Origin of the sequence: Nocardia sp. CNY236 (genome assembly GCF_000482385.1) — a bacterium.
Lineage (GTDB): Bacteria > Actinomycetota > Actinomycetes > Mycobacteriales > Mycobacteriaceae > Nocardia.
This window is the reverse complement of sequence record NZ_AXVD01000004.1, coordinates 261,223-286,236: the sequence shown is the minus strand read 5'-3', so window position 1 is coordinate 286,236 and position 25,014 is coordinate 261,223. Positions and strand designations below refer to the sequence as shown.

The 25,014-nt window shown below is 64.9% G+C and carries 22 protein-coding genes and 2 pseudogenes; 14 read left to right on the top strand and 10 right to left on the bottom strand.

Annotated features, from left to right (window positions below):
• The 3 genes from K940_RS0106055 to K940_RS27105 all read right to left on the bottom strand — a co-directional run.
• A partial coding sequence (locus tag K940_RS0106055; protein ID WP_036527610.1) for an SAM-dependent methyltransferase occupies positions 1–611 on the bottom strand: 611 nt, incomplete at its 3' end.
• A gap of 535 nt (positions 612–1,146) precedes the next feature.
• A complete protein-coding gene (locus tag K940_RS0106045) occupies positions 1,147–2,112 on the bottom strand; it encodes an acyl-ACP desaturase (protein WP_028476807.1) in 966 nt (321 codons plus the stop codon).
• Positions 2,113–2,259: 147 nt separating this feature from the next.
• Positions 2,260–3,066: a sigma 54 modulation/S30EA ribosomal C-terminal domain-containing protein gene (locus K940_RS27105; protein ID WP_081706178.1), complete on the bottom strand. Its 807-nt coding sequence runs from the start codon at positions 3,064–3,066 to the stop codon at positions 2,260–2,262.
• A 409-nt stretch (positions 3,067–3,475) separates the two neighbouring features.
• On the opposite strand from K940_RS27105, the pseudogene K940_RS33470 reads away from it, so the two are divergent.
• Both K940_RS33470 and K940_RS0106030 read left to right on the top strand, forming a co-directional pair.
• Positions 3,476–3,787 (top strand): annotated as a pseudogene (locus tag K940_RS33470) (alkaline phosphatase family protein); the annotation flags it as partial.
• 209 nt (positions 3,788–3,996) lie between these two features.
• Complete coding sequence (locus tag K940_RS0106030) at positions 3,997–4,335, top strand: STAS domain-containing protein (protein ID WP_028476806.1); 339 nt, start codon at positions 3,997–3,999, stop codon at positions 4,333–4,335.
• A 56-nt stretch (positions 4,336–4,391) separates the two neighbouring features.
• Here K940_RS0106030 and K940_RS0106025 read toward each other — a convergent pair whose 3' ends face one another.
• Positions 4,392–5,429 carry an LLM class F420-dependent oxidoreductase gene (locus K940_RS0106025; protein ID WP_028476805.1) on the bottom strand — a complete coding sequence of 346 codons (1,038 nt, stop codon included), beginning with the start codon at positions 5,427–5,429 and terminating at the stop codon, positions 4,392–4,394.
• A 196-nt stretch (positions 5,430–5,625) separates the two neighbouring features.
• On the opposite strand from K940_RS0106025, the gene K940_RS0106020 reads away from it, so the two are divergent.
• The 3 genes from K940_RS0106020 to K940_RS30655 all read left to right on the top strand — a co-directional run bounded on the left by K940_RS0106020 (position 5,626) and on the right by K940_RS30655 (position 8,111).
• On the top strand, positions 5,626–6,285 hold the full coding sequence (locus K940_RS0106020; RefSeq protein ID WP_028476804.1) for a cyclodeaminase/cyclohydrolase family protein: 660 nt from the start codon (positions 5,626–5,628) through the stop codon (positions 6,283–6,285).
• Between the two features lie 212 nt (positions 6,286–6,497).
• On the top strand, positions 6,498–7,271 hold the full coding sequence (locus K940_RS0106015) for a L,D-transpeptidase family protein (protein WP_028476803.1): 774 nt from the start codon (positions 6,498–6,500) through the stop codon (positions 7,269–7,271).
• Between the two features lie 117 nt (positions 7,272–7,388).
• The gene (locus tag K940_RS30655) at positions 7,389–8,111 is read left to right on the top strand and encodes a hypothetical protein (protein ID WP_051406917.1); all 723 of its coding nucleotides are present in this window, start codon (positions 7,389–7,391) and stop codon (positions 8,109–8,111) included.
• A 27-nt stretch (positions 8,112–8,138) separates the two neighbouring features.
• Here the strand turns inward: K940_RS30655 and K940_RS0106005 are convergent, their stop codons facing one another.
• Positions 8,139–8,993 (bottom strand): bifunctional 5,10-methylenetetrahydrofolate dehydrogenase/5,10-methenyltetrahydrofolate cyclohydrolase, encoded by an 855-nt coding sequence (locus tag K940_RS0106005; protein ID WP_028476802.1) that lies wholly within the window; start codon positions 8,991–8,993, stop codon positions 8,139–8,141.
• A 205-nt stretch (positions 8,994–9,198) separates the two neighbouring features.
• On the opposite strand from K940_RS0106005, the gene K940_RS27095 reads away from it, so the two are divergent.
• Positions 9,199–10,101, top strand: coding sequence for a YdcF family protein (locus K940_RS27095; RefSeq protein WP_036527607.1), 903 nt, complete (start codon positions 9,199–9,201; stop codon positions 10,099–10,101).
• A gap of 56 nt (positions 10,102–10,157) precedes the next feature.
• Here the strand turns inward: K940_RS27095 and K940_RS0105995 are convergent, their stop codons facing one another.
• On the bottom strand, positions 10,158–10,988 hold the full coding sequence (locus K940_RS0105995; RefSeq protein WP_028476801.1) for an SDR family NAD(P)-dependent oxidoreductase: 831 nt from the start codon (positions 10,986–10,988) through the stop codon (positions 10,158–10,160).
• Between the two features lie 188 nt (positions 10,989–11,176).
• Between K940_RS0105995 and K940_RS0105990 the strand changes: the two genes are divergently transcribed.
• Complete coding sequence (locus K940_RS0105990; protein ID WP_028476800.1) at positions 11,177–11,860, top strand: TetR/AcrR family transcriptional regulator; 684 nt, start codon at positions 11,177–11,179, stop codon at positions 11,858–11,860.
• A gap of 61 nt (positions 11,861–11,921) precedes the next feature.
• On the opposite strand, the gene K940_RS0105985 is transcribed toward K940_RS0105990, so the two are convergent.
• The 4 genes and pseudogenes from K940_RS0105985 to K940_RS0105975 form a co-directional block, all read right to left on the bottom strand.
• Complete coding sequence (locus K940_RS0105985; protein WP_028476799.1) at positions 11,922–12,824, bottom strand: IS5 family transposase; 903 nt, start codon at positions 12,822–12,824, stop codon at positions 11,922–11,924.
• Positions 12,825–13,027: 203 nt separating this feature from the next.
• A complete protein-coding gene (locus K940_RS27090; protein WP_255342577.1) occupies positions 13,028–13,993 on the bottom strand; it encodes an IS4 family transposase in 966 nt (321 codons plus the stop codon).
• Between the two features lie 49 nt (positions 13,994–14,042).
• Positions 14,043–14,321: pseudogene (locus K940_RS34090) on the bottom strand (transposase domain-containing protein); the annotation flags it as partial.
• Positions 14,322–14,497: 176 nt separating this feature from the next.
• Positions 14,498–16,084, bottom strand: coding sequence for an NAD(P)/FAD-dependent oxidoreductase (locus tag K940_RS0105975; RefSeq protein ID WP_081706186.1), 1,587 nt, complete (start codon positions 16,082–16,084; stop codon positions 14,498–14,500).
• A gap of 538 nt (positions 16,085–16,622) precedes the next feature.
• On the opposite strand from K940_RS0105975, the gene K940_RS0105970 reads away from it, so the two are divergent.
• The 7 genes from K940_RS0105970 (at position 16,623) to K940_RS0105940 (ending at position 25,012) form a co-directional block, all read left to right on the top strand.
• Positions 16,623–17,672 (top strand): 3-oxoacyl-ACP synthase III family protein, encoded by a 1,050-nt coding sequence (locus tag K940_RS0105970; protein WP_028476797.1) that lies wholly within the window; start codon positions 16,623–16,625, stop codon positions 17,670–17,672.
• Positions 17,673–17,680: 8 nt separating this feature from the next.
• The gene (locus K940_RS0105965) at positions 17,681–18,595 is read left to right on the top strand and encodes a hypothetical protein (protein ID WP_028476796.1); all 915 of its coding nucleotides are present in this window, start codon (positions 17,681–17,683) and stop codon (positions 18,593–18,595) included.
• A complete protein-coding gene (locus K940_RS0105960; RefSeq protein ID WP_051406915.1) occupies positions 18,592–20,268 on the top strand; it encodes a fatty acid CoA ligase family protein in 1,677 nt (558 codons plus the stop codon). The genes K940_RS0105965 and K940_RS0105960 overlap by 4 nt, the downstream gene beginning before the upstream one ends.
• The gene (locus K940_RS0105955; protein ID WP_036527604.1) at positions 20,265–20,549 is read left to right on the top strand and encodes a hypothetical protein; all 285 of its coding nucleotides are present in this window, start codon (positions 20,265–20,267) and stop codon (positions 20,547–20,549) included. The genes K940_RS0105960 and K940_RS0105955 overlap by 4 nt, the downstream gene beginning before the upstream one ends.
• The gene (locus K940_RS0105950; protein ID WP_028476793.1) at positions 20,546–21,592 is read left to right on the top strand and encodes an NAD(P)-dependent oxidoreductase; all 1,047 of its coding nucleotides are present in this window, start codon (positions 20,546–20,548) and stop codon (positions 21,590–21,592) included. Before K940_RS0105955 ends, K940_RS0105950 begins: the two co-directional genes overlap by 4 nt.
• A gap of 109 nt (positions 21,593–21,701) precedes the next feature.
• Positions 21,702–22,901: a hypothetical protein gene (locus tag K940_RS0105945; protein ID WP_028476792.1), complete on the top strand. Its 1,200-nt coding sequence runs from the start codon at positions 21,702–21,704 to the stop codon at positions 22,899–22,901.
• Positions 22,898–25,012 (top strand): MMPL family transporter, encoded by a 2,115-nt coding sequence (locus K940_RS0105940; RefSeq protein WP_028476791.1) that lies wholly within the window; start codon positions 22,898–22,900, stop codon positions 25,010–25,012. Before K940_RS0105945 ends, K940_RS0105940 begins: the two co-directional genes overlap by 4 nt.
• The last annotated feature ends 2 nt before the right edge of the window (positions 25,013–25,014 follow it).

Genomic DNA, 25,014 nt, shown 5'->3' with positions numbered 1-25,014 from the left:
CCGAGCTGGCTGCCGGGTGCGGACAGTTCATCGATCCGGGCGAACAGCAAGTCTTGCGCAGTGCCGGGAAGATAGCGCAACAGCCCTTCCGCCGACCACGCTGCCGGTTTCTCGGGGTCGAAACCTGCCGAGCGAAGGGCGGCGGGCCAGTCTTCTCGCAGATCGACCGTCACCGGTCGCCGGTCGCACGTGGGTTGGGCGTGATGCTCGGTGAGCACCACCTGTTTGAATTCCAAGACCTTCGACTGGTCGATTTCGAACACCGCGGTGTCCGCAGGCCAGTCGAGGCGATACGCTCGCGCGTCCAACCCCGCGGCAACGATCACCGCCTGCCGGATTCCGGTCGCCACGGCCGAGAGGAAGAACTCATCGAAGAATTTCGTCCGCACCCCCATGAACCCAGCAAGCAACGGGCTTCCAGTCAGCTGCGAAGGGTCGGCCAACAGCCCTGTGAAAAACGGCTCGCCAGCCGCCTCGACGAACCATGGCGCGAAATCATCGCGTATCAGCGGGTCGGGAACGGACACCTCCAACGCCCGAAACGCAGCAGACGCCAACGCCGTGCGGCCGACGCTGCTGACGATATCCCACGCGTCTCCCTCGGTACGCATAGCAGAACACCACCGATCATGTCGACAGAGTCGGACGCAACCCCGACCAGGTACGACGGCGACAACAGCCCGACAGCCATACCTCGAGCTACTCGTCTGCACAAGTCGGATCTACCCAACTTCCAGCGATTCTACGACCACCTACGCCACATCGAGGAAAGCAGCGTTCCTACAGCTACTTGTCCGGGGCGCGCCGCCCGGCTCTGAGCGGCCGCTCGTGCTGTCGAGACGACCAAGTCGGTGACGGAGATTGTCACGCGGTGACAGATGTCGATCGTATCGACCCGAAACAGCAATTCGCCGATCGACTTGCCGCCATGAGCCCGGATCTGCTTCGGTAGATGCTCACCTCGTTCAGCTACACATCTATGCCTGACGCTGCCAGCGATCACCTTCCCCGTGGCGAATCCGTTGCGCGGCACGAATCGACGGCCGGTATGCCCTGGGCCCGACGCCGGACCCGACCGCCGGTTCCTCCCGAGCGCAACGGGTTCCCGCCGTGGGCTACCGTGCGACGCCGTCGATCGGAGACCGCTCAGGCCCGAGCCCGCTCACGCGCCAGCGCACGATCACGCTGCTCTTCGAATCTGGGAATCTTCACTCGCTCCAGGTCGTCGAGGAAAGCCGCCAGACGCTCACGGACCACTTCGCCCCGTGCGCCGAAGTCGGTTCGCTCGAAGATTCGCCACTGGCGCACCACCGGCATCACCACTTCTTCCAAATGCTGACGCAGGTCATAGACGCCGTGTTTGGCCATCAACACCCCGTTGCGTCGAAAGTTCGGCATGCCCGCACCAGGCATCTGGAAGTTCTCCACAATCGCGTCGATGGCCTCGATGGTCTGATCGGGCGCCAAATCCAGGGCCGCACCGCACGTTGCGCGGTAGAAGATCATATGCAGGTTCTCGTCGGCTGCGATGCGCTGCAATATCCGGTCGGCGATCGGGTCGTCGCAGACCATTCCCGTGTTGCGATGGGTGACCCTGGTGGCCAATTCCTGGAAGCTGACGTAAGCGACCGAATGCAGGAACCCCGCCCCGCTGCTCACCTCCAACTCGGACGCAGCGACACCGGTGGAGAAGCCATTGCCCATGTGCACCATCCGGGCCTGCTCCAATGCAATCGGGTCGACACCGCGAGTCACCACCAGATAGTCGCGAATCACCGTGCTGTGGCGCATCTCCTCCGCCGTCCACCGACCCACCCATGTGCCCCAGGCGCCATCGGAAGAGAAGTGCTGGGAGATCTCCCGATGATAGGAAGGAAGGTTGTCCTCGGTGAGCAGATTGGTGATCATCGCCGCCTTCGCGACCTCGGACAACTGGGATTGTTCCGGGTCCCAGTCGATGCCACCCAGCATCGCGAAATTGCGCCCCCGCTCCCAGGGCACGTAGTCGTGCGGATGCCAATCCTTGGCCATGGCGAGATGCCGATTCACACATGTCTCGGCGACGGGCTCGAGCTCGGTGAGCAGCTCTCGCTGGGTCAGGTCACGTGCCAATGGTGTTGCCTACCTTTCATTTTCGATCGGATGGATGCCAGTGACGATGTCGGGGCGATCCCGATCACCCTGTCCGCGATCACGGCGATCCTCGGACGTGGCAACCACGTGTCGGGGCGACCCGCACGGCTGGGGAGCGAACAGTTTTCAGTGCTCGGCCGAATCACGAGTCGGGCAACTCGTGGCGGGAGCGTCCGTGCCACGCGCAGGGACCACGACCGTGAGGTCGCCGTCGTAGCGCCGTAGCAACAACCGTCCGCGCTTGCTGCGCGGATCGGTGAAGAACAGGAACGGCAAGCCGTAGCGGCACAGGTGCGCCGCGGCCTCGCTCTCGGTCAGACAGCGCGCGCGGTACGGGTCCATTGCCAACGGCACCACTGACGTGTGTCGTGGTGGCTGGGTCAGATACTGACGAGCCAACCTCACCCCGTGCGGACCGCCCCAGTGCACAACGGCGTCCTCCCCGGTCTCGGCATCGACGAACAGATGCGCGTCGTAATCCATCGCGTCCATCGTTCGCGTCGCCGCAGCTGGGGTGTCGAACGCCAGCTCACAGTCTTTATGGCGCATGATCGGACGTACTGGGGTAGCCCATGCCAGTGCCGGGCGGGCAGGGTCGGGCCACACACGCGCGCCGGGTCGTTCGGCGAGTCGAGTGATCATGCGATCGAACCGGTCCGCGACGAGGGCCGCGATGAAGCCACGCGGCCCGGCTACTTGAACTCTCCTGACTGTGTCCGGGCCGGCCAAGTTCACCTGGGCCAGCACCACGGATTCCTCGATGCATGGCCGGCCGGTCAGCCGTATCCGAGCGGGGCCGTCGACACGACGACGGCGCATCACCTGCTCGATCGACCGTGTCGTCATGGCAATGTCGGTCGAGTCTACCGATCCGGTGGTCTGCACCGTCACCGCTGGTCGGACATCCGCGGACAATAGTTCGGAAGAATTCACGGCACCGACTCTCTTTCCATTCGGGCGACCACGAATACGATCCCGGCGAATACTCCTGGACCGACTGGTCTCGCAGTAGAGCCGAAAGTCCCCGTACTCGGTGACCAGCGAATGTCGGGCACCCGATCCGGACAATGGAGCCCTCCCGCGGGCGCATCGGCTCGATCGCCCGACGCGAGGTGTCGGCGCAGAGACCACGAATTCGGTTGCGGCAGGCCGTAGTCGCTGGTTCACCGGCCTTTCACCATTCGGGCCTCGAACTGGTCACTTCCCCACGTATCGTGCGGATTCCAGCTATCGCTCTCGGCGTCCGCCGACGGCGACAGCACGACCGGCCCGACGCGGGCCACACGCATCGCGGAGGGAGAGCAACACGGCTGGTACGGGTTGCACGAGGCGTGGCACGTTCGGCCCGATCTCCACGGTGGTCCTGGACGGCATGATGAGCTGTTTCCCTCAGGCGGCCGATCCGAATTCCGAATTGGCCAGGCGCGGCAAAGCACCCGTGTATCCGCAGGACTTCGCCGCCGACAGATTGCCGTCGGTGTCGTGGGTGATTCCGAACCTGTTCACATGTGAACATCCGGCGCTGCCACAATGCGGACCGAATCTGGCCCTGGGAACAGCAACGATCGGCGTCCCCTTTCCCGTTCCACCGAACCGGATGCCGACCCAGCAGCCGGGGACTCGGCGACGCCCCAGCGGACTACGTGTGCAGTGACGCTTCCCGCACTTCGTGTGGGGCTGGACCGTGCGCTGGCGCACCGACGCGAGAACTGGTGTCCACGCCGCAACCGCACGCCCGACCACCGGCCGAGATACCGGGGTATTGTGTGATTCCATGGACACTCTGAGGTTGCGGATTCGCTGCTACTTAGGTGTTGCGCGGTGACGAGCTCTTCCGGAGATGCGTATCCTCTCGCAGACACGATGACCACCGCCATCGCGGAGCACGGCGGCGCGACTGTACTGACCGTGACCGGCGAGATCGATCTGGCAACCGCCCCGGCGCTGGAGAGCGCAATCGATGCCGTGCTCGACGACAAACCCTCGGCGCTGATCATCGACCTCACGGCGGTCGGCTTCCTCGCCTCGGCAGGCATGGCGGCCCTGGTCGCAGCCCACCAGCGCGCCGGCACCTCCACGGCGATCGCGATCGTCGCCGACGGCCCAGCGACCAGCCGACAGCTGAAGATGACAAGTCTGGACCAGGTGTTTTCGCTGTATTCCACGCTGGAAGCTGCGCTCATGGCATTCCAGTCCAACTGAGGCTCGCGCCTCACTGCCACCGTCGAGACGAACGCCAGTGGCAGTGAGTGTCGTTGCTACACCAGCCCGCGCAGTTGCTCGATCAGCTTGACCCGCTCGGCGGCGGTGCCTGCCATGGGGACGACATTCAAGCCGGTGACGCCGGCTTCCTTGAAGGCCGCCACCCGCTCCTTGACGTAGCTCGCCGGACCGATCAAGGAAATGTCGCGAACCAGGTCGTCCGGAACGGCTTTGGCCGCTGCTTCCTTCTCTCCGGCAAGATACAACTCCTGGATACGGTCGGCCGCGGCACCGTAGCCGTATTTCGAGGCCAAGGAGTAGTAGAAGTTCTTTTCTTTCGCACCCATACCGCCGATATAGAGCGCTATGTGTGGTTTCACGAACTCCAGCAGGGGCTCGACGTTCTCCCCGATGGCCAGCGCCGGACCTGCGTATACATCCAATTCACCGAGAGCCGGGTCACGCAGAGCCGAACCCGCGGCGAGTGGCTCGCCCCAAACCTGCTGCGCCTTCTCCGGCAGGAAGAAGATCGGTTGCCAACCCTCGGCAACCTCCGCGGCAAGCTGTACATTCTTCGGTCCGAGCGCAGCCAACAACACCGGGATCCGTTCGCGTACCGGATGATTGATCAGCTTCAATGGTTTACCCAGGCCCGTGCCCTGTCCCGCGGGAAGCGGAATCCGATAGTGCTTGCCCTGGTACTCCAAGCGCTCGCGCCGCCACACCATACGACAAATCTCCACCAACTCCCGGGTGCGCCCGATCGGAGCGTCGTAGGGCACGCCGTGAAAGCCCTCGATCACCTGTGGTCCGGATGCTCCCAATCCGAGCACGAAGCGGCCGTCGGAGACGAAGTCCAGACCCGCCGCCGTCATCGCGGTCAAGGCCGGGGTGCGTGTATAGATCTGCAAGATGCCCGAGGCCAGCTGCAGATTCGTGGTCTTCGCTGCCAAGTATCCCAGCGCGCTGACCGCGTCGAACGAATACGCCTCGGGGACGAACACGATATCCAGGCCAGCCCGCTCGAGGTCGGCGGCTTCTGCCGCAGCCTCCTTGAAACCCCCCGAGTAGTTGATGCTCAATCCGATCCGCATAGCACTCAACATATCGGCGACCGGCCGGCGACCGCGAACCGGCCGCAACAACACCGCCGAACACGCCCGCCCCACCGACACCGCAAGAGGAACCGGCCCCACCAACACCACCGGACGTGGCCTGGGCGGGGACTGCCCGGTGGAGGAGGTACCGTCTACCTCTGGACCACGCTCGCCCGAACGAAAGGCGCCCACCGTGTCGCAGCTCAGCATGTCGTCCAGGGAAACCGTGCCACCCTTCGGCGAAGCTGCCCTGGTGCGGTACCTGAACGATCTGGCCGCCAAGATGCCCGCGCCAGGAGGCGGCGCGGTTGCTGCTCTCCACGCCGCACAGGGGGCCGCGCTGGTGGCGATGGTAGCCCGCTACACCACCCGCGCCAAGGATGCCGAACACCGTCCCGTCGTGGATCGGATCGTCGCCGCCGCCGACGCCGCTCGCGAGCGCGCCCTGACACTGGCCGAGGCCGACGCGGCCGCGTTCACGGCGGTGGGAGCCGCCTACAAACTGCCCAAGGACACGCCGGAGCGTCTCGCCGCCCGCACCGCCTCGATCACCGCCGCGCTGATCGAGGCGGCCCGAGTGCCCGCGGCAGTCGTCGACGAAGCCGACGAGGTGCTGACGCTGGCCGGTGAACTCTTCCCGATTGCGAATCCGAACGTGATCACCGATATCGGTGCTGCCGCCGACGCCTGCCGCGCCGCGGCGGCCAGCTCTCAACTGAACATCGAGATCAATGTGACGTCGTTGTCCGCAACCGACAGCGATCGCTTCGCCACGGTGCTGGCGCGGATCGAAGACCTCGTCACTCGCGCGGACACTCTGCATGCCGACGTCGTGCAGGCCATTCGCGCATAGAACCGCGCACCCGTGACGGCCCGGCGCCTCGGTCCGGCCCGGGGCAGATGTTGGATCGCGCGCAGCTGCGACGTCGTTCGCCGCCACGGTGCACACAACCCCAACGCTTCAGCCGCACCTGGTTCTCTTCGCCGCCCGGGCGATGGCGTGCGTCGAATCGGTCATCCGCGCTAGAATTGTTTTTTGCCACCGTCTCGAAGGGGTGGAAGCCGATGAGGAGCACGATTCGATATTTGTTCCTCGCGATGGTGACCGTGGCGCTGACCACGGTCTGGTCGGGTACGACGGCCGCGCTGGTACTCCCGAAACCGTTGGTACCCGCGGTAACCGAAGTCGGGCCGGGGCAGGGCGAGATCGTGGGGATCGCTCATCCGGTGACCATGCGCTTCGCCTCCCCGGTCACCGACCGTGCACGCGCCGAGCAGTCGGTCACCATCGACACCCGTAGGGCCGAAATCGGTGCGGCACAACGATTGCCGGGTACTTTCTCCTGGATCGACGATCGCACTCTGGAGTGGGTACCGAACGGCCTCCTGCCGGCAAATGCACGAATATCGATATCCGTCCGCGATGTACGATCGGAATTCGCTACCAATGCGGGCGTTTTCGGCGAAGCCGATATGTCCGCACACACGTTCACCGTCAGCATCGGCGGCGCCATCGTGCGCACCATGCCCGCCTCGATGGGCAAACCGGGGTGGGAAACTCCGTCGGGTACGTGGCCGGTGTTGGAGAAGTTCCGCTCGATCGTATTCGACTCCCGCACCATCGGTATTCCATTGAGTTCGCCCGAGGGGTACCTGATCGACGGCGAATTCGCCGAACGCCTCACCTGGAGCGGCGTTTTCATTCACTCGGCCCCATGGTCGGTCGAACACCAGGGTCGGGCGAACGTCAGCCACGGGTGCATCAACCTCGCCCCGAACGACGCCGAATGGGTATACCACACTATCGGCATAGGAGATCCGGTGGTCACGCACTGGTGAACCAGAGGCGAGAAGTATTCTCCGGGGAAACGCTACGGATCGGGCGCCGACCGCGCAGGAGCGCTCCAGCATCGTAGCGATCTGGATGATGGGAGGGGACCGGATGAAGGTGGGGCTATGGATCGACCGGAGATGAACGCACCGCACGGGCGCGATCGGGGGTATGGGCGCAGTGCTCTGGGACGAACACACGTCCGATCGCCGGGTGCGCGGGACGACCGTGACATGGCGACGGCGCCCCGGGGCGCTCGACTGTCCGATGCCCCGTGGCCACCCGTTGGGCCCGAGCCCGAGCCCGAACGCTACCGGGACCAGTTCGACCGGTTGATCGACCGCTCCCCGGCCCCGAGCAGGCTGTGGCGGCGGACGGTGCCGCTGATCGGTTTGCTCTGCCTCGCTGCTGTCGGCGTGGTCACCTACCTCCGTTTCGGGACCGGCGGCTCCGACCCGATCGGCTCGCCATCGGACGCCATGTGCCCGGCCCAGCGGGTCGGCGACCAGATCCAGGGCAACGGAGTCGGCGGTTTCGACTCCGGCCCCGCAGTGATCTTCGCCTTCCAACATGCCTATTATGTCGCTCGATCCGGCGACCGGGTCCGCGCCGCCACCACCGCGGACGCAGCCGTCCAAACAGCCGATACCATTCAGCGTGGTATCGACGCCATTCCCCAGGGGACCACCCACTGCGTGTACATCACGCCAAGCGCCCACGCCGGCCAGTACGTCGTCGTGGTCACCGAACGACGCCCTGGGCAGCCACCGGTCGAATACAACCCACAGGTCGTCACCACGACGATGGCCGGTGGTCGCACTCTGATCAGCGCCATCGCCCACGAATGACGCCGAGGGTTCGTGGCTCGACGCGACTCACCCGCTGTGGCGAACTTCGGCTGCGATGACGACCTGACGCATCAGCAGGGCAGTTGTCACGGGTCCGACACCGCCGGGGACCGGACTGAGTGCGGCGGCCCTACCCCGCACCGACTCCGCGTCGACATCGCCCACGATCGCCCCGTCGGGAGCTTCGTTGGTGCCGACATCGATGACGATGGCGCCTTCACCGATATCGTCGCCGCCGATCAGACCGATACGGCCCGCGGCTGCGACGACGACATCGGCGGAGCCGGTGATAGCGGCCAGATCGGTGCTGCGTGAATGACCGACCGTCACGGTGGCATCTTTCGCCAGCAACAGCAGCGCAAGCGGCTTCCCCACGATGTTCGATCGGCCGACCACGACGACCCGCCGGCCGGCAAGCGGTATCTCGTGGTGGTCGAGTAATTCGACGACGGCCGCTGCGGTCGCGGGGGCGAAACCGGGGCGCCCGGCTGCCAGCAATCCGAGTGACAGCGGGCTCACGCCGTCGACGTCCTTGGTCGCTGCTATCGCGGAACTCACCTCCTCCAGGGTGACACCCGCCGGGAGCGGCGTTTGCAGCATGATCCCATCGATGCCGGGGTCCTCGCTGCGTGCGGAGAGTTCGGCGCGGATGGTCGCAGCGTCTGCACTCGGACCGAGATCGATAGTGTCGCACGCTATTCCGAGGCGATCGGCGGCCTTGCGCAGCGAGTTCACGTACCAGGCGCTGGCGGGGTCGTCGTTCGCGACGACCAAGGCCAGATGCGGCGCAGTCGCATTCTCGGTGAGTGCGACCGCACGGGCTCGAGTGTCGGCATTCATTGCGGCAGCGAGTTCCTTGCCGGACAGCGAAACGGTATCCACGTCGACACAGCCTATCCCGACCGCGGGGACGGCCCGCGGGCACGCTGGCGCCTCGATGTGGTGGCCCGACTGTTGGAAACGCCTGTCCGTTCCAGCGAGCAATGGCGCGGTATCGGGACGATCGCACGTATCGTGATCAATGTTTGCCCCCAGGTTACGGCTCTCGCGTACCCAGCCGTTCATGCGCGGAAAGGTGTCGACTGTAGTGAAAATCTCGAGGCATGTGAGGTTTCTGGTCGCAGTATCGCTCGCCGTATTCTCGTTCACTGGACTGTCCAGTGGCCCGACACACGCCACGCCGGACACCGGCGCCCCGTACCACGCCACGCCGGACATGGGCGCCCCGTACTACGCTGCACAGCGCCATTTCGACCACGGCGACGACGTGTCGGGGCAGGCCGACCTGCGCAGGTTGGTCGACTCCGATCCGCACAACGCCGAAGCACTCGCGCTACGAGCCATCTGGTCCGACTATGCCGGCGACATACCCGCATTGGTCGATTCGATGCTCCGGCTGCAAGCGGTCGATCCAGGGCTGGCGCAACGCACCCGGGAGGTCCTCGTCGCCATCCGTGCCGCGGTGGGCACGCTGCCGAATCCTCTACCCACGCTCGCTGGAGGGCACACCGGCATCGTCGTACTGGGCTATGGTCTGCTTCCCGACGGGTCGCTGCGGCCCGAACTCGAGAACCGGCTCACGGCCGCATGGGTGCAGTCGATCGCCGCACCGCAGTCACCGATCGTCGTGACCGGCGGCAATCCCCGCAACGGCATCACCGAGGCCGAAGCCATGCGCGCCTGGTTGACCGCTCATGGCGTTGCGGCCACACGGATCCATGTGGAGTCTCGAGCGGGGTCCACCGTGCAGAACGCACTGTTCACGACCCAGTTGCTCCGCGATATCGGCGCCACGAGCGCGGTCGTGGTCACCTCGCCCAACCACATTCGGCGAGCCGTCGCCGACTTCCTCGTCGCGGGCACTCGAGTGGTCGGAGCGATGACCTCGCTGGAGCAACTGGTATCACAGCTACCCCCACCCGGCAGGTCGGCTCGACTGGGCATCTACCGCGACGCCGCCCGAACCTTCCAGCTGAGCATGGCCCGCTGACCTGGGACTGGCAGCCATCGAGCGCATCGCGCACCGGGCCGTCGGACGCTCGGTCACTAGTGCTTGCGGCCGGTGAATTCCTCCATCGAGCGGTAGACGCCGACAGATTCGAGGATGCGATCACGGAGTTTGATCGGCATCAGATTGGTCAAGGCCCGGTTCACGCGGGACGGCCACGGCAAGACCACCAACGGTGCGCCCTTCTTCATGGCCTTCCACGAGTGGTCGACCACGGCCTGCGGTTCCAGGATCGAGGTGAACAGGAATCCCTTCGCGCCGTCGAACATTCCCGTGTTGATGTAGGTCGGGCAGACGGTGGTGACCTTCACATGATCGTGCCCGGCCTGCAGCAACTCGACGCGCACCGAATCCGACCAGCCCAGCGCTGCCCACTTCGACCCGGCATAGACACTCATGCGCGGGTTGGACACCAACGCCGCCGAGGACGCGATGGTGAGCACTCGCGCCTCGGTGGCACCGGCCACCATGGCGGGCAGGAATTCGAGCGTGACGTACATCGGAGCGAGCGAATTGATCGCCACCGTCTTGTCGATGTCGTCCCGATCGTCGGTTTCCCAGAAGTAGTTGTTGCCACGGACGATTCCCGCGTTGTTGACGAGGACGTCGATGCCGCCGATTTGTTCACGCACAGCCGTTGCGGCTTCCGCGATGGCCTCGGGCGAGGCCACGTCCACGACGTGGTGATGGATAGCACTGCCGAGCCCCGTCAACTCCGCGGCCGTGTCTTTCACCGCGGCCTCGTTGATGTCCCACAGCACCACCGCAGCTGCGCCTTCGCGCACCGCGATCTGCGCGAAGAGCTTGCCCAGGCCCATCGCCGCTCCCGTGACCAGAACCCTCTTACCTGCGACCGTGTTCAGTTTCATCCGTCCTTCTCCTGATCCGATAGTCGTGCCAACTACTTCTGCGCCCTCTCGACAGTGGTCGGCACAACTCCGCGGACGCACAGAATTAGATGAACAACAGTGTTAGATTAATCCCCGTGCCCAGGGTTGCGTCAAGATGTTCCGCGTGGAGCACGGGTATGCCCCGGAGCACACGGTGAGGTAACACGATGGAGCCCGAGCAGATGACCACGCGGCGCGGCCGACCGCGACAGACCCGAGAACAAGCCGCGGAAGTCCGTGCGCACATCGTGGTCGCAACCGCGGAAGTATTCGCCCGCATGGGCTCCCGCGGGCTCAGCGTTGCCCAGATCATCGAACAAGCTGGGTTGGCGCGACCGACCTTCTACCGCTATTTCGCCAATGCAACCGAACCGCTGCACACGGTGCTCGACCACTCCAACGCTCGGCTGGTCGGCAGCATCCGCGCCGCGCTCACCAGCGCCGACGAACCGGTAGCACTGGGCATCAGTTTGATCGATGCCTACCTGGATTGGGCACGCGGTCACGGCCGTATGCTGCGTCCCCTGTTCGCCGAACTGTACGACCCGGCCTCACCGGTGTCGGCATATCGAGAACGCGCACTCGACGACATTCGTGACCTGGTGTGTGAGGCATTCGTCGAACTGGGCCGCCCGATGCCGAACTCCATCGATCTGGATACCGCGCTGCACGTGTGCGAATACATCGTCTACCGGATCTCCGCGGACACCGCACCCGACACCGACCCCGATGCCGAGATCGTCGCGGCTGCTCGCCTGACAATGATCCGAGTGCTGCTCACCACCCTGGGCACCCGGTCCGATGTGACCTACGCATTGACACTGCCAGCGGTGTTTCCCGCCGAGCGGTAGGGCGAGTGCTAGGCAGTGTCTCGAAGTCGAACAGCAGTTGAGGGCGGGCATGGGCTCGCGCTCAACTGTTACTGAGCCATAGATTGATGGCGGCGATGTGGAGCGTGGCGAGGTAGCGGACGGCGAGTTTGTCGAATCGAGTTGCTACTGCCCGGTGTTGTTTGAGCTGGTTGATACCGCGTTCGACGGTGTTGCGATCCCGGTAGATCACTGTGTCGAACGCCGGAGGCCGACCACCGCCGGAACCGCGCCGACGGCGATGACCGGCCTGATCGGCCGGGACCGCGATCGTTGCCCGGATGCGACGCCGCCGCAGATACTCACGATTTGCGCGCGAGGAATAGGCCTTATCGGCCAGGACCCGGTCAGGGCGAGTACGCACCCGGCTGCCCCCGAGTCGTGGCACTGCGATCGCCTCGAGCACGGCGGGCATGTGCGGGCTGTCGTCGGCTTGACCACCGGTGAGTAGCATCGACAGCGGTTTGAGCCCGTTTTCGCAGGCCAGGTGCAGTTTGGTGCCCGACCCGCCTCGTGACCGACCCAGGGCGTGGTCGGGTGGTTCGGTGCCGGGAAGCCCGGGTGGTTCGGCTTGCGCCGTGGGGTCGCGGCGGGCACCGGCGGCGTGCTGATGGGCTCGCATGATCGTCGAATCCACACTCACTTGCCAGTCGATATCGCCGCGCACCTCGGCGAATGCCTGCAGCATTTTCAGGAGGAAAACCCATGCACCGGCGCGTTGCCAGCGTCGGAACAGGCTATAGGTCGCCTGCCAGGACCCGTACTGCGGTGGCACGTCGCGCCATGGTGATCCGACCCGGGTCCTCCATCGGATCCCGTCGATGAGCTGCCGTTTCGTCCACATCGAGGGACGGCCTGTTTTCTTGGGTCGGGGCAGCAACGGCGCCAACCGTGCCCACTGGGCATCGGTCAGGTCCGCGCGCCCCGTCACCGCTACGCTGGTCACGAGGTCTCCGGTAATTCAGGTTCTTCTTCGTCGCTGAACCATGTACCGGAGACCTCCCCTGCATGGGGTCATCGACACACCAACGCAGGCAATGCTTCTCAACACACTTGTTGGGATCACCGCACGGCGGCGATCCCAACCACCTATCACTTTGAGACACTCCCTAGTGCCAAGGCCGCGCAGTTTGGGTTCCTGCCCGGTTGTCAACCGGGCAGGATATGCACGCTGATCTGGGTTTTGTAGATGTTGCGGTCGACCTCGCCCTTGGCGCGGTGCTTGGAGATGGCGCGTTTGACGATGCGGGGGCTCGATCGTGAGCGGCGTGGTGGCAGCGGGCTGGACGCGACCGCGCGGCCGATGGTCCCGATCAGGTCGATCGTGGTGTCGGCGAGGACTCCGGCGGCGTGGATGAGTTGGTCGCGGGCGGTATGCACGGCGATGGCGAAACTACCTCGGTCCGGGCTGAAACCGGGCGTGGCCAACGCGGTGTCGGCGATGGCGGTGCGCAGTGCCTGGTAGGTGATCAGCAGGGCGTAGACCTCTTGGGCGACACCGGGCGGGGTGCGGGCACGCAGCACCCGGCCACCCACGATGGTCGATTTCAGTTCAAAATAGCTGGTTTCGATTTCCCACCGCTGATGGTAGAGATCAACCAATTCCTTTGCCGGGTAACGCGTGTCGTCGGTCAATGTGGTGATCAGCCGGTAGCGGTCGACCCTGCGCGGCCCGCCGGCGCAGCGGACGGCGATCTCAGCGTCGACCACGCGCACGGTCACCGTGCCGACGCAGGTCAGCCACGACCCGTCACCCAGCCGTGCGATCGCCGGAACGTGCCGGTTGAGTTTGGCGCGGATCAGCACCTCCGCGCCGGTGCCGGTGATCTGCTCGATCAACGCGGTGACCGCGAAGTTCCGGTCGGCCAGCAGCAGCATGCCCGGCTGCAGGCAGCGGCAAAGCTGTGGCGCGAACGCTGTCTCGGCGGTCCGTAGCGGGCCGAACACGACATCGACGACGGTGCGGGTGCCACACGCCACCACCGCCAGCAACCGCAGCATCGGATAGCCCGCTACGGCGTGACCACCACCGTGTCGGCCGTAGGCGGCCACGTTGGCCCGGGTTGTCGGGCACGAACACGCTGGTGCCGTCGATCGCGCACACCAGCAGCCCATGCCACCGCACCGCCCCGGCCGCGGGACCACGCACCAGATCGAACAATGCGTACAGGGGTTTGACCCCTACCCGGCGCAGCGCCTGTGATAGCGCCGAGGACCCTGGGCCCACGGCCACTGGGCTGGGCAGCCCGGCACACAACCGCGCCCACATCTGCCGATACCCGACCCCGGAGAACAACACCCCGGCCAGCAGCAGATACACCACCACCCGTGACGGCAGCAGCCGCACCCGCGATTGCACCGCACCGGCCGCTTCCAACGCCGCGTCGACCAGGTCGAACGACACGATCCGGGTCAGTTCCCCCAGATGCCCTGGCGCGAACACACCCTCCGCGACCGGTGACCGACGATCAATGACAGACTGAACCGACAGCGGAACTCCTCGGACGAGCGGATTGTCTTGGTGGACAACACCTCTCTACCAGTAGTTCCGCTGTCCCAATCACCTCACCCCGCCCGAGTTGACGGACCGGCTCACCCGCTAACTGCGCGGCCTTGGTGCTAGTGCTCGGCGCCGACCTCGGCCGGCTGCGGAGCCCGTTCGAAGCGCATTGCCGAGTCCGCCACTCGACTGAACCGCAGGGTGAACCAATTGCGCACGAAGTTCATACGCAATCGCCAGGGCAGGCTCTCCCCCTGGACCGGAAACCTATGAGCCCCACGTCGGACGTACCCCGCGGTGAGACCTTGGAACTCGGGTAGGGGGTCGACCGACGGGTCACGAACGGGCACACAGCGCACATAGTGATGCGCAGTCATATACCTCAACAGTCGGACTATATACTGCGACACCAGATCCAGTTTCAATGTCCAGGAGATATTGAAGAATCCGATGACATACGCAAAGTTCGGCACCCCTGACAGCATCATCGTCTTGTAGGACATCTGCTCCGAAGGAATTACCGGCGTATCGTCCACCACGAGCTCGACACCGCCGAACGGAAGGAGTTGGAATCCAGTGGCGGTGATTACTACATTGGCCTCCAATTCGGTACCGGAGGTCAATCGAAGGCCCGTTTCGGTGAATGTATCGATACCATCGGTCACGATGTCTACGTCGCCGCGCTGAATCGCACGAAAGAATTCACCGTCTGGCGTGAAGCACAGTCGCTGGTCCCACGGGTTGTATTGCGGCGTGAAATGGGTGTCGATGTCGTATCCAGGGGGCAACCAATGTTCGTGCACGCGGCGAATACGTCTGCGACTGGCGTCCGGGTGCCGCCTGCAGCGCCCGTAGTCCCCGGTGTCCATCAGGACGTGCTTGACTCGAGCGAGCGAGTACACGACGGGAACGGGCACACCCCACCGCACCGCTCGCGCCATTCGCTCGTACGCGGGTTTGGCAACGACATAGCTCGGGCTACGCTGCACCATGGTCACGTGTGCGCCCTGTGCGGCGAGCGCTGGAGCGAGCGTCACTGCAGTGGCCCCGCTGCCGATCAGCACAACCCGCTCACCGGCCACCTCGAGGTCCGAAGGCCAGAATTGAGGATGAACCACCCGCCCAGCGAACCGATCGATACCGGCGAACCGGGGCGTGTACCCTGCATCGTACCGATAGTAGCCGGAGCACGACAGCAGAAAGCCCGCTGTGAACCGGATGGTCTCGCCAGTATCGGTGCGCTCGGCGCACACGGTCCAGCGATTGTTCACGCTGGACCACTCGGCCCGCGTCACTCGATGCCGGAAGCGAATTCTTCGGTCCACGCCGTTTTCCACAGCAGCTTCGCGCAGGTACTCGAGAATGTCGGCTCCATCCGCTACCGACTTCTCCCCACGCCATGGCTTGAATCGATAGCCGAGGGTGTACATATCGGAATCGGATCGAACGCCAGGGAAACGAAATTGATCCCAGGTTCCCCCCAGAGCCCCTCGACTTTCCAGGAGCACATAGGTCCGCTGCGGGAACGCACGCTGCAGGTGACACGCAGCACCGATGCCGGACAGCCCCGCACCCACGATGAGTACGTCGACATGCCCAGCGGTCGCCACAGCCACTTCCTTCGATCGTGCCGCGCCCTTACTGTGCGAGCGGTCTTTCCAACCGACCGTCCCCCGGACGCGGCCCAATGCAGGCCAGCCTAGCATTCCGAAGTCGTGTTTCGATCCGCCGAATCCGACCGGAACATCCCTGGCAGCCGGCTGCTCGACCATGAAGCGGAATCCGTTACATCGCCCGTCGGCCGGACGACGCTCGTGCGACAGGTAACCCACCGACAAGCCGATCGGCCTGGGCGCCCACGACATTTACTGTGAAGTAGCTCACAGTGTTGCCGCCAAGTGGTCCACGCCCACTCGCTGAGCAGCGACCGGAGAACATTGCCAACAATTCGCCATCTGGAAGCAACCCTGCGGGGCAGGCCACGCCCGCGGCGTAGGCCGCAAATTCGAATTCCTGTGACACCCGCATTCGACTGCGGACTCTCGACCCCGACTCGCTTCTATAACCAGTCAGTGACTGGTAGACGTCACCACAGGAAACAGACATGGCAAGGGTGGCGACCGTCTCACCGCCGCTGCGACAGGCATAGGTAGGCATGGGTAGTTACCGTCGGGTAGTGTCCGCTGCACCGCAGATCAGAGACGATCCCGGAACCGCATTTCTCCACGATTCCCAGGAGTCAGCGTGTCGCATTCTCGATTCGAATCCATCGGCGCCTATCTACCTTCGACCGTCGTCACCACAAAGGAGTTGCTGTCCCTGCTGAAGCAACCTCCTTCGTTCGATCTGGAGAAGATAACCGGAGTGAAGGAACGGCGGGTGCACGATACCCGACCCGAAAGCTACGAGGACTCCTTCACACTTGCCTTGAATGCAGCGCAGGACTGCCTGTCCAGATCCCGATACGAGGCCGGCGATCTCGACGTGGTGATATCCACTTCCATCACTCGAAGCAAACACGCCACGCGGATGTACATGGAACCGTCGTTCGCTGGTTCGATAAGTCGTCGAATCGGCGCGAAAAAGGCGATTACCTTCGATGTCTCGAACGCTTGCGCCGGAATGCTCACCGGCACGTATATCTTGGACCGGATGATTCGTTCCGGCGCCGTCCGAAACGGACTGGTCGTGAGCGGCGAGGCGATTACTCCGATTGCCGACACCGCTGTCAACGAAATCTCCGAGAAATACGATCTGCAGTTCGCGTCGCTATCCGTCGGCGACTCGGCGGCCGCCGTCGTACTCGATGAAGCCGTCGACGACAAGGATATGATCCACTATGTCGAATTGATGACAGCTGCGGAGTACGCGCATCTGTGCCTCGGAATGCCGAGCGACAAAACACAGGGTGTCGCCCTCTACACCGACAACCGCAGAATGCACAACGAGGACCGTTTTCTGCTCGGCACCGATTCGCAACGCAACTTCCTCGAAGCACGAGGAAAGACCTTCGCCGACGAGAATTTCGATTACGTCATCCACCACCAGTTCGGCGCGGCCGCCATTCCGTGGATGAACGCCATCTGCGAACGTGAGTTCGGCAGCCCGATGCCGCCGGATCTGCGGGTCATCGAAAAATACGGAAATACCTCCACCACATCGCACTTCATCGTGCTGCACGATCAACTCGGCGCGCAGAACATCCCGACCGGCTCGAAGCTGCTGATGATACCGGCAGCCTCCGGCATCGTCACCGGCTTTCTGTCGGCCACCATCTCGTCACTGAAGGTCTGAGGTCAGTCGTGAGCGTACGCATCAAATCCACCGGAATCAGCCGAGCCGGCGACACCCACAGCATCGTGGAACACAGTGGCCGCGCGGCCAAGCTCAGTCTGGAACGCGCTGGCGTCCGTCCCGATCAGATCGGTCTACTCATCAACGCCGGCATCTTCCGAGATTCCAACACCGTCGAACCGGCTGTTTCGGCCTTGATCCAGAAGGCGGCTGGAATCGGCCTCGAGTACACCAGGCACGATCCGCGAACGTTCTCGTTCGATCTGATGAATGGCGCGGTCAGCGTGCTCAATGCGGTCCAGGTGGCCACCTCGGTCCTCGAGACCGGCAGTGCGGAGCATGTGCTGATCGTCTCCGGCGACACCCATCCGTCCGTGGCACGCTCCACCGCCGACGACGACTTCCCGTACGCCACATGCGGCGCTGCCCTACTGCTCGAGCGCACCGACGAACCGATCGGCTTCGGCCGGGTACACGTCGTGGCCGGCGAGGGCACACCCGCGGAAGAGGCCTATGTGGACGTCACAACCATGGGAACGGTCGGCCGCGGACTGATGACAGTGGAGCGAGAGACCGGCTTCGACGACCGCCTCCTGGAGGTCGCCGTCGAAGCCGCCCGGCAAGCCCTCGGCGCATCCGACGATGTCGCGCTCGGCGATATCGCGCTGATCGCATCGACGCCGAGCCCGGACTTTCCGACGAGACTGAGTTCCGCTCTCGGGATCGACGAAAGCGCGGTCCGCACTCCGGATCTGAGCGACGGTGACCCGCACACCGCAGCACTGACCGCGGCCTTCGATGAAGCCGTCACGAAGAACACCGTCACCGATTTCGGCCATGTTCTGTTCGTGGCTGCGGGAGCCGGACCCTCGGCCGCCGCGGTCCTGTACCGGTTACCGGCCCTCGCCGGAGCGCCTACATGACGACCGGGACCTACTGGGAGGCCATCGACCGGTTTCGCACAGTCGTTCGGGCCGATCCCCACCGTGTGGCGCTTCGCCACGCCGATGGAGTCGGCCCGAACGGCCTACCGGTGTATCGACAACTGACCTACCTCGAACTCGACTCGTGGTCGGACACGATCGCCGAGCGGCTCGCTGGCGCGGGCGTCGGCACCGGGACGCGCACCATCGTGCTCGTGCTACCGAGTCCGCAGCTGTACGCGATCATGTTCGGCCTGCTGAAGATCGGCGCGGTACCTGTGGTGATCGACCCCGGCATGGGTGTGCGGAAAATGTTGCGCTGCCTACGCGCCGTGGATGCCGAAGCGTTCATCGGCATCCCACAGGCGCATGCGCTGCGGGTGCTGTTTCGCCGTAGTTTCCGCACGGTCCGCACCTCGGTGACAGTGGGCAGACGCTGGTTCTGGCGCGGCGCGTCGTTGCGCGCGTGGGGCCGCACACCCGGAAGTCGGGTGGCAGCGAGCACGCCGGCCGAGCCGAACGATCCGCTGCTGATCGCGTTCACCACCGGCAGTACCGGGCCTGCCAAAGCGGTGGAGATGACTCACGGCAATCTGGCCGCGATGGTCGAGCAAGTACACGTGGCGCGCGGAGAGATCGCACCGGAGGCATCACTGATCACGCTGCCGCTGGTCGGTGTGTTGGACCTGCTGCTGGGCTCGCGATGCGTGTTGCCGCCGTTGATTCCGAGCAAGGTCGGCGCCACCGATCCTGCCCATGTCGTGGACGCGATCGAGAAGTTCGACGTGCGAACCATGTTCGCCTCCCCTGCCGTCCTGATCCCGTTGCTCCAGCACCTCCGCACACACCCGAGCGACTTGTCCTCGCTCGAGAGCATCTATTCCGGCGGCGCGCCGGTTCCGGACTGGTGCATTGCCGGGCTCCGTGAGGTGCTGCACTCGGATGTACAGGTCGTTGCGGGGTACGGGGCCACCGAGGCGCTGCCGATGTCCACGATCGAATCCCGTGAGCTGCTGGACGGACTGGTGGAACAGGCACACCGCGGTGCGGGTACCTGTATCGGGAGACCCTCCCACCAGGTGCAGGCGCGAATCGTGGCGATCACCGACGACCCCCTTCCGACGTGGGGCAGCGTCGAACAGCTGGCGAACGAACTGCAACGCTCGCGCGGCATCGGCGAACTCGTCGTCGCAGGACCGAATGTCAGCACCAGGTACTACTGGCCGAAACGCGCCAACCTCGACGGCAAGATCGTCGATGGTGCACGGATCTGGCATCGCACCGGAGATCTCGCCTGGATCGACGACCACGGGCGGATCTGGTTCTGCGGGCGCAAGAGCCAGCGAGTGGTCACTGCCACCGGGCCGATGTTCACGGTCCAAGTGGAACAGATCTTCAATACCGTTGCGGGCGTGGCTCGCACCGCGCTCGTCGGGATCGGCCCCCGGAACACGCAGCGACCTGTGCTCTGTGTCGAACTCGAACCCGGCGCTGATGCCGACACCGCGACCTCTGCGCTGCGGGTCCTCGGCTCGGAGTTCGACCTCACCAGGGCGATCAGCGACTTCCTCGTCCACCGTGGCTTCCCCGTCGATATCCGACACAATGCCAAGATCGGGCGCGAGCGACTCGCGGTGTGGGCAGCCGAGCAGCTCGAGGTGAGCGCATCATGAAGAAAACTCCTGTACTGCGTGCGATTCCGGTGTTCGGATGGCTGTACTTGGCCGGTGGCTTGGTCGCCGCGGCGATCGACCGCGTCCCCGACAACCCCGTTCTGCGGGCCGTGTGGTGGATCGACGCATTTCTGAGTGTGGTCGTGCACGCCGCCCAGATTCCGGCCGCGCTGCGCTCCGCCGAGCACAGCGACCGCAGCCGGTTCGAAACCGCGGCGCTGACGCAGATCTTCGGCATGACCTGGTGGCGAACCCAACCCGACGCAAGGGAAAGACAATGAGCAAAGTCCTGGTGACCGGCGCGTCCGGGTTTCTGGGTGGTGCGCTGACACGTAGGTTGGTCCGTGACGACACACACGAGGTATCCATTCTGGTGCGCCCCACCAGTGACCTGACCGACTTGGGTGGCGATGTCGACAAGGTGCAGGTGATCCACGGCGATCTCACCGACCGTGCAGCGCTCGAGCGGGCGACCCGAGGTGTCGATACGGTGTTCCACAGCGCCGCGCGAGTGGACGAACGGGGCACCAGGCGCCAATTCTGGAACGAGAACGTCGCGGCAACCAAGCAGCTACTGGCATCGGCCCAGCGTGGCGGGGCCAGCTGCTTCGTGTTCATTTCCAGCCCGAGTGCCTTGATGGACTACCACGGAGGCGACCAGAACGACATCGACGAGTCGGTGCCCTACCCGCAGCGCTATCTGAACTCGTACTCGGAGACCAAGGCCGCGGCCGAGCGAGCCGTGCTGGCGGCCGACACCGCTGGATTCCGCACCTGCGCGTTGCGCCCGCGCGCGATCTGGGGCGCGGGCGACCGCTCGGGTCCGATCGTGCGGCTGCTCGGCCGGACCGGTGCGGGAACACTGCCGGACCTATCGTTCGGCCGCACCGTGCACGCCTCACTCTGCCATGTGGACAACATCGTCGATGCGTGTGTGAAGGCCGCCGGCTCCGAGGCCACCGGCGGCAAGGCGTACTTCGTCGCCGATGCCGAGAAAACCGACGTCTGGGGGTTCCTCGGCGAGGTAGCCCTGCGGATCGGGTACCAACCGCCGACCAAGACGCCGAGCCCGGCGGTCATCGGCGCTGTCGTACGGGTCGTCGAGGCGATCTGGCGTATCCCGGCCATTGCGACCCGATGGTCACCGCCTTTGTCACGCTATGCCGTTGCGCTGATGACCCGCTGCGCCACCTACGACACGACCGCCGCCGCACGAGATTTCGGCTACCGGCCGGTCGTGGACCGTGACCGCGGACTCACGGAATTCTTGGCCTGGTTGCAGGCCCAGGGCGGGGCGGTCGAACTCACCCGACGTCTGCGCTGAACCCGGCAGGTGAATACCCCGTGGGCAACGCAGAGAAACACCTGGTGCCGGCGGAGAGAAATACTCGTAGTAGCCGACAGCGAACACCCGTAGTGGCGGAGAGACCAGCATGAGCAACGCGACCGTCTTCCGTAGGAAGATCACGCCGACCGAACGACTGTACTTCTCGACACGGACGGTGACCCCACCATTCGTGATGCACCTGGTCGTCCACGGCGACGGCACTCTGGAGCCCACCGCGCTGCACCGAGCGGTCGATGTCGCGGCGGCAGCCAACCCCGGCGTCCGCCTGATCCGCGACGGCGACGACTGGGTGGACAGCGGCTTGGCCCCCGCTGTGCGCGTCGTGCCGGGATGGTCGCTCGACTACGCCGCGTTGGAGAACGACGTGGTGCTCAACAGCCCGATCGGACCGACCCCCGAACACACCACCGAGGTGCTGTTGCTCACGGGCGAACAAACTACCGTTGTGTTCCGTGCTTTCCACGGCGTCATGGACGGCATGGGCCTACGGCAGTGGGTGGACGACGTCTTCCGTGCGCTGCGTGGGAAGGCACCGGTCGGCGCGCCCGACCCGATCGGGGACGCGGAACTGGTGGCCCGGGTCGGTGCGCCGGGAAAACCTACTGTCGTGCTGCCTACTTTCAAGGCGCCGACCGGCCGTGGCCGGCAGAGCCCCACGGCATCACGCTGGCTGTTGCGCCACCGCACGATCACCGCTACCGGGATCGGCATCGTGGCCCGGGTGTCTGCGGTACTGGCCGCCGAGACCGGAGCGAAGTCACGCTTCATGATCCCGGTCGATCTGCGCCGGCACGACCCCACACTGCGCTCCACGGCCAACTTGGCGCTGCCGCTGTTCCTCGACGTAACGCCTGGTGAGAGCTGGGAGACGATCAGCAGTCGGATGCGCGCCGGGCTGGCGACGAAGCGAGAGCTCGATCAGCTGGACAACGGTAGGCTGTCGAAGCTGCCACCGAGCGTTGTGCGCGGGGTGCTGCGAACGAGCAATTGGCTGGGAGCGCGGATGAATCGCAACATGGTATCGGCCACCGTGTCGCACATGGGGCGAATCGACCTGACGGAGTTGACCGTTGCGGGCTGGACGCCGACCACCCTGCGTGTGCTGCCCCAACACAGCGGCGCAATGCCGTTGCTGTTCGCCATGATCGAGGCGCGCGGCAAGTTGGAGCTGTCGGTCTCGTGTCGAAACGGCGCAGGTATCGAGCCCCGACTGGAGGCGCTGCTCGACACGATCACCGCGCGACTGGAAGCGGAACTGGCACCGGACGACGTGGCCACACGATGACCACACTGTCTCGTGTCGTCGTGGCCCGACCGCGCACAGTACTTGCGGTCGTGGTCGGGTTGATGCTGCTGTGTGGCCTACTCGGCCTCGGAGTCACCGACAAGGTCAGCGCGGCCGGATTCATCGACCCGAGTAGCGAGGCGGCCCGGGTGGATGAGCTCGTGCGCGACCACCTCGGACCACAGAATCCGGACGTGGTCGTGCGATACACGGCTCCCGAAGGCCGGACACTCGACGACATCGGACCCCGCGTCGAAGAAGCACTGGCGCGGATCGAGCCCAGCCTGCTGGAACGTCCCATCGATACGTACTGGAACAGCGGGCTCGGGCGCAAACAATTGATGCGCTCGACCGATGGACGGCATGCTCTGGCGATCGTGTTTCTCGCCGGCGACGCCGACCAGCGGGTCAGCGCGTATCCCGAAATCGAACCATTGCTCCACGTTCCGGGTGTCGTGACCGCATTGTCCGGTTACAGCGCGCTGGCTACCGAGATGAATACACAATCCCAGCACGATCTGATTCGCGCGGAAGCCATCTCGCTACCGCTGGTGTTGATCATCCTGGTGGTCGTGTTCGGCGGACTGATCGCCGCGTCGTTCCCGGTCGCCGTCGGTGGACTGGCCGTACTCGGCGCGATGGGCGCAATTCGCCTACTGGCCGAAGTGACCGAGGTGAGTACGTTCGCCGTGAACATCGCGTCGTTGCTCGGGCTCGGTATGGCGATCGACTATGGGTTGTTCCTGGTCACACGCTATAGGGAAGAAGTCTCCGGCGGGCGTGACCCGATCGAGGCCATCACACGCACCTATGCGACCGCCGGGCGTACGGTCGCGTTCTCGGCCCTGTTACTGATCTGCGCCTTTGCTGGCACATTCGTCTTTCCGCAAGCGGTACTGCGGTCGCTCGGCTTCGGCGCGATCGCCGCGGTGGCACTGGCCGCAGCGCTCTCGCTCACCGTGCTGCCCGCGCTTCTCGTACTGTTCGGCGCGCGAATCGGCACCGCCCGGGCCACCGATCGCACCGAACGTTTCTGGGGACTCGTGGTCGACCGAGTACTACGCCGACCCGGTCTCGTGATCGTGGTCGTGGGTGCGGTCTTGCTGATCCTCGCCGCGCCGATCACCGGCCTGCGGCTCAACGACGTCGACCATCGGGCGCTGCCGGCAGGTAACTCGATGCGCACGACCGTCGAAGAGCTCACAGTGCAGTTCCCCGCAGCCGGCAGCGGAGTCACCGCTGTGTTGCACGGAACGAGCGGACCACCTCGGCCGGCCGCTGTGGATGCGACCAACTCGGCACTGCGCGACATCGACGGGGTTCGGCAGGTCGTTCAAGTAGGTCGCGCCGAGGACTTCGTGGTGTTCCACGCTTTCCTGCACGGCACCGACCGCAGCGACGCGGCAATCGATGCAGTACACGACATTCGCGCGACAACACCCCCGGAAGGCACGGAACTCTGGATCGGCGGCGACACCGCCGCGACCCTCGACAGCGTGCGGTCGATCGTCTCCGCCATGCCATGGATGATCCTGGTCATGGTCACCGCGACCCTCCTGCTGCTGTTCGTGGCGTTCCGGTCGATCGTGCTGCCGCTCAAGGCCGTGCTGTTGGCCTTCCTCAGTCTCGCGGCCACGTTCGGGATTCTCACCTGGATCTTTTGTGACGGAAACCTGGCCGGTGTGCTCGATGTCAGTACCGGCTCGATCCCCGCCGGCATGCTGGTACTGATCATGGCCGTAGTGTTCGGACTCTCCACCGACTACGAGGTGTTTCTGCTGTCGCGCATGGTCGAGGCACACGACGCGGGCGCCGACACCAGCACGGCGGTCCGAGTCGGCACGGTCAAGACTGCGCGGGTCATCACCGCTGCCGCAACCTTGTTGGTGATCGTCACCGGTGCATTCACCTTGTCACCATTGACACCGATGCGCTTCCTCGGCCTCGGCATGATCATCGCCCTCGTCATCGATGCCACCCTCGTCCGCATGCTGCTCGTCCCCGCCGCGGTGCACCTGATGGGTCCAGCCAATTGGTGGACACCGCGACGCCCACGCTCGGGCGCATCCACCGTCGACCGCACCGTGACCACCGCAGGGACGCCGCCGTAGCC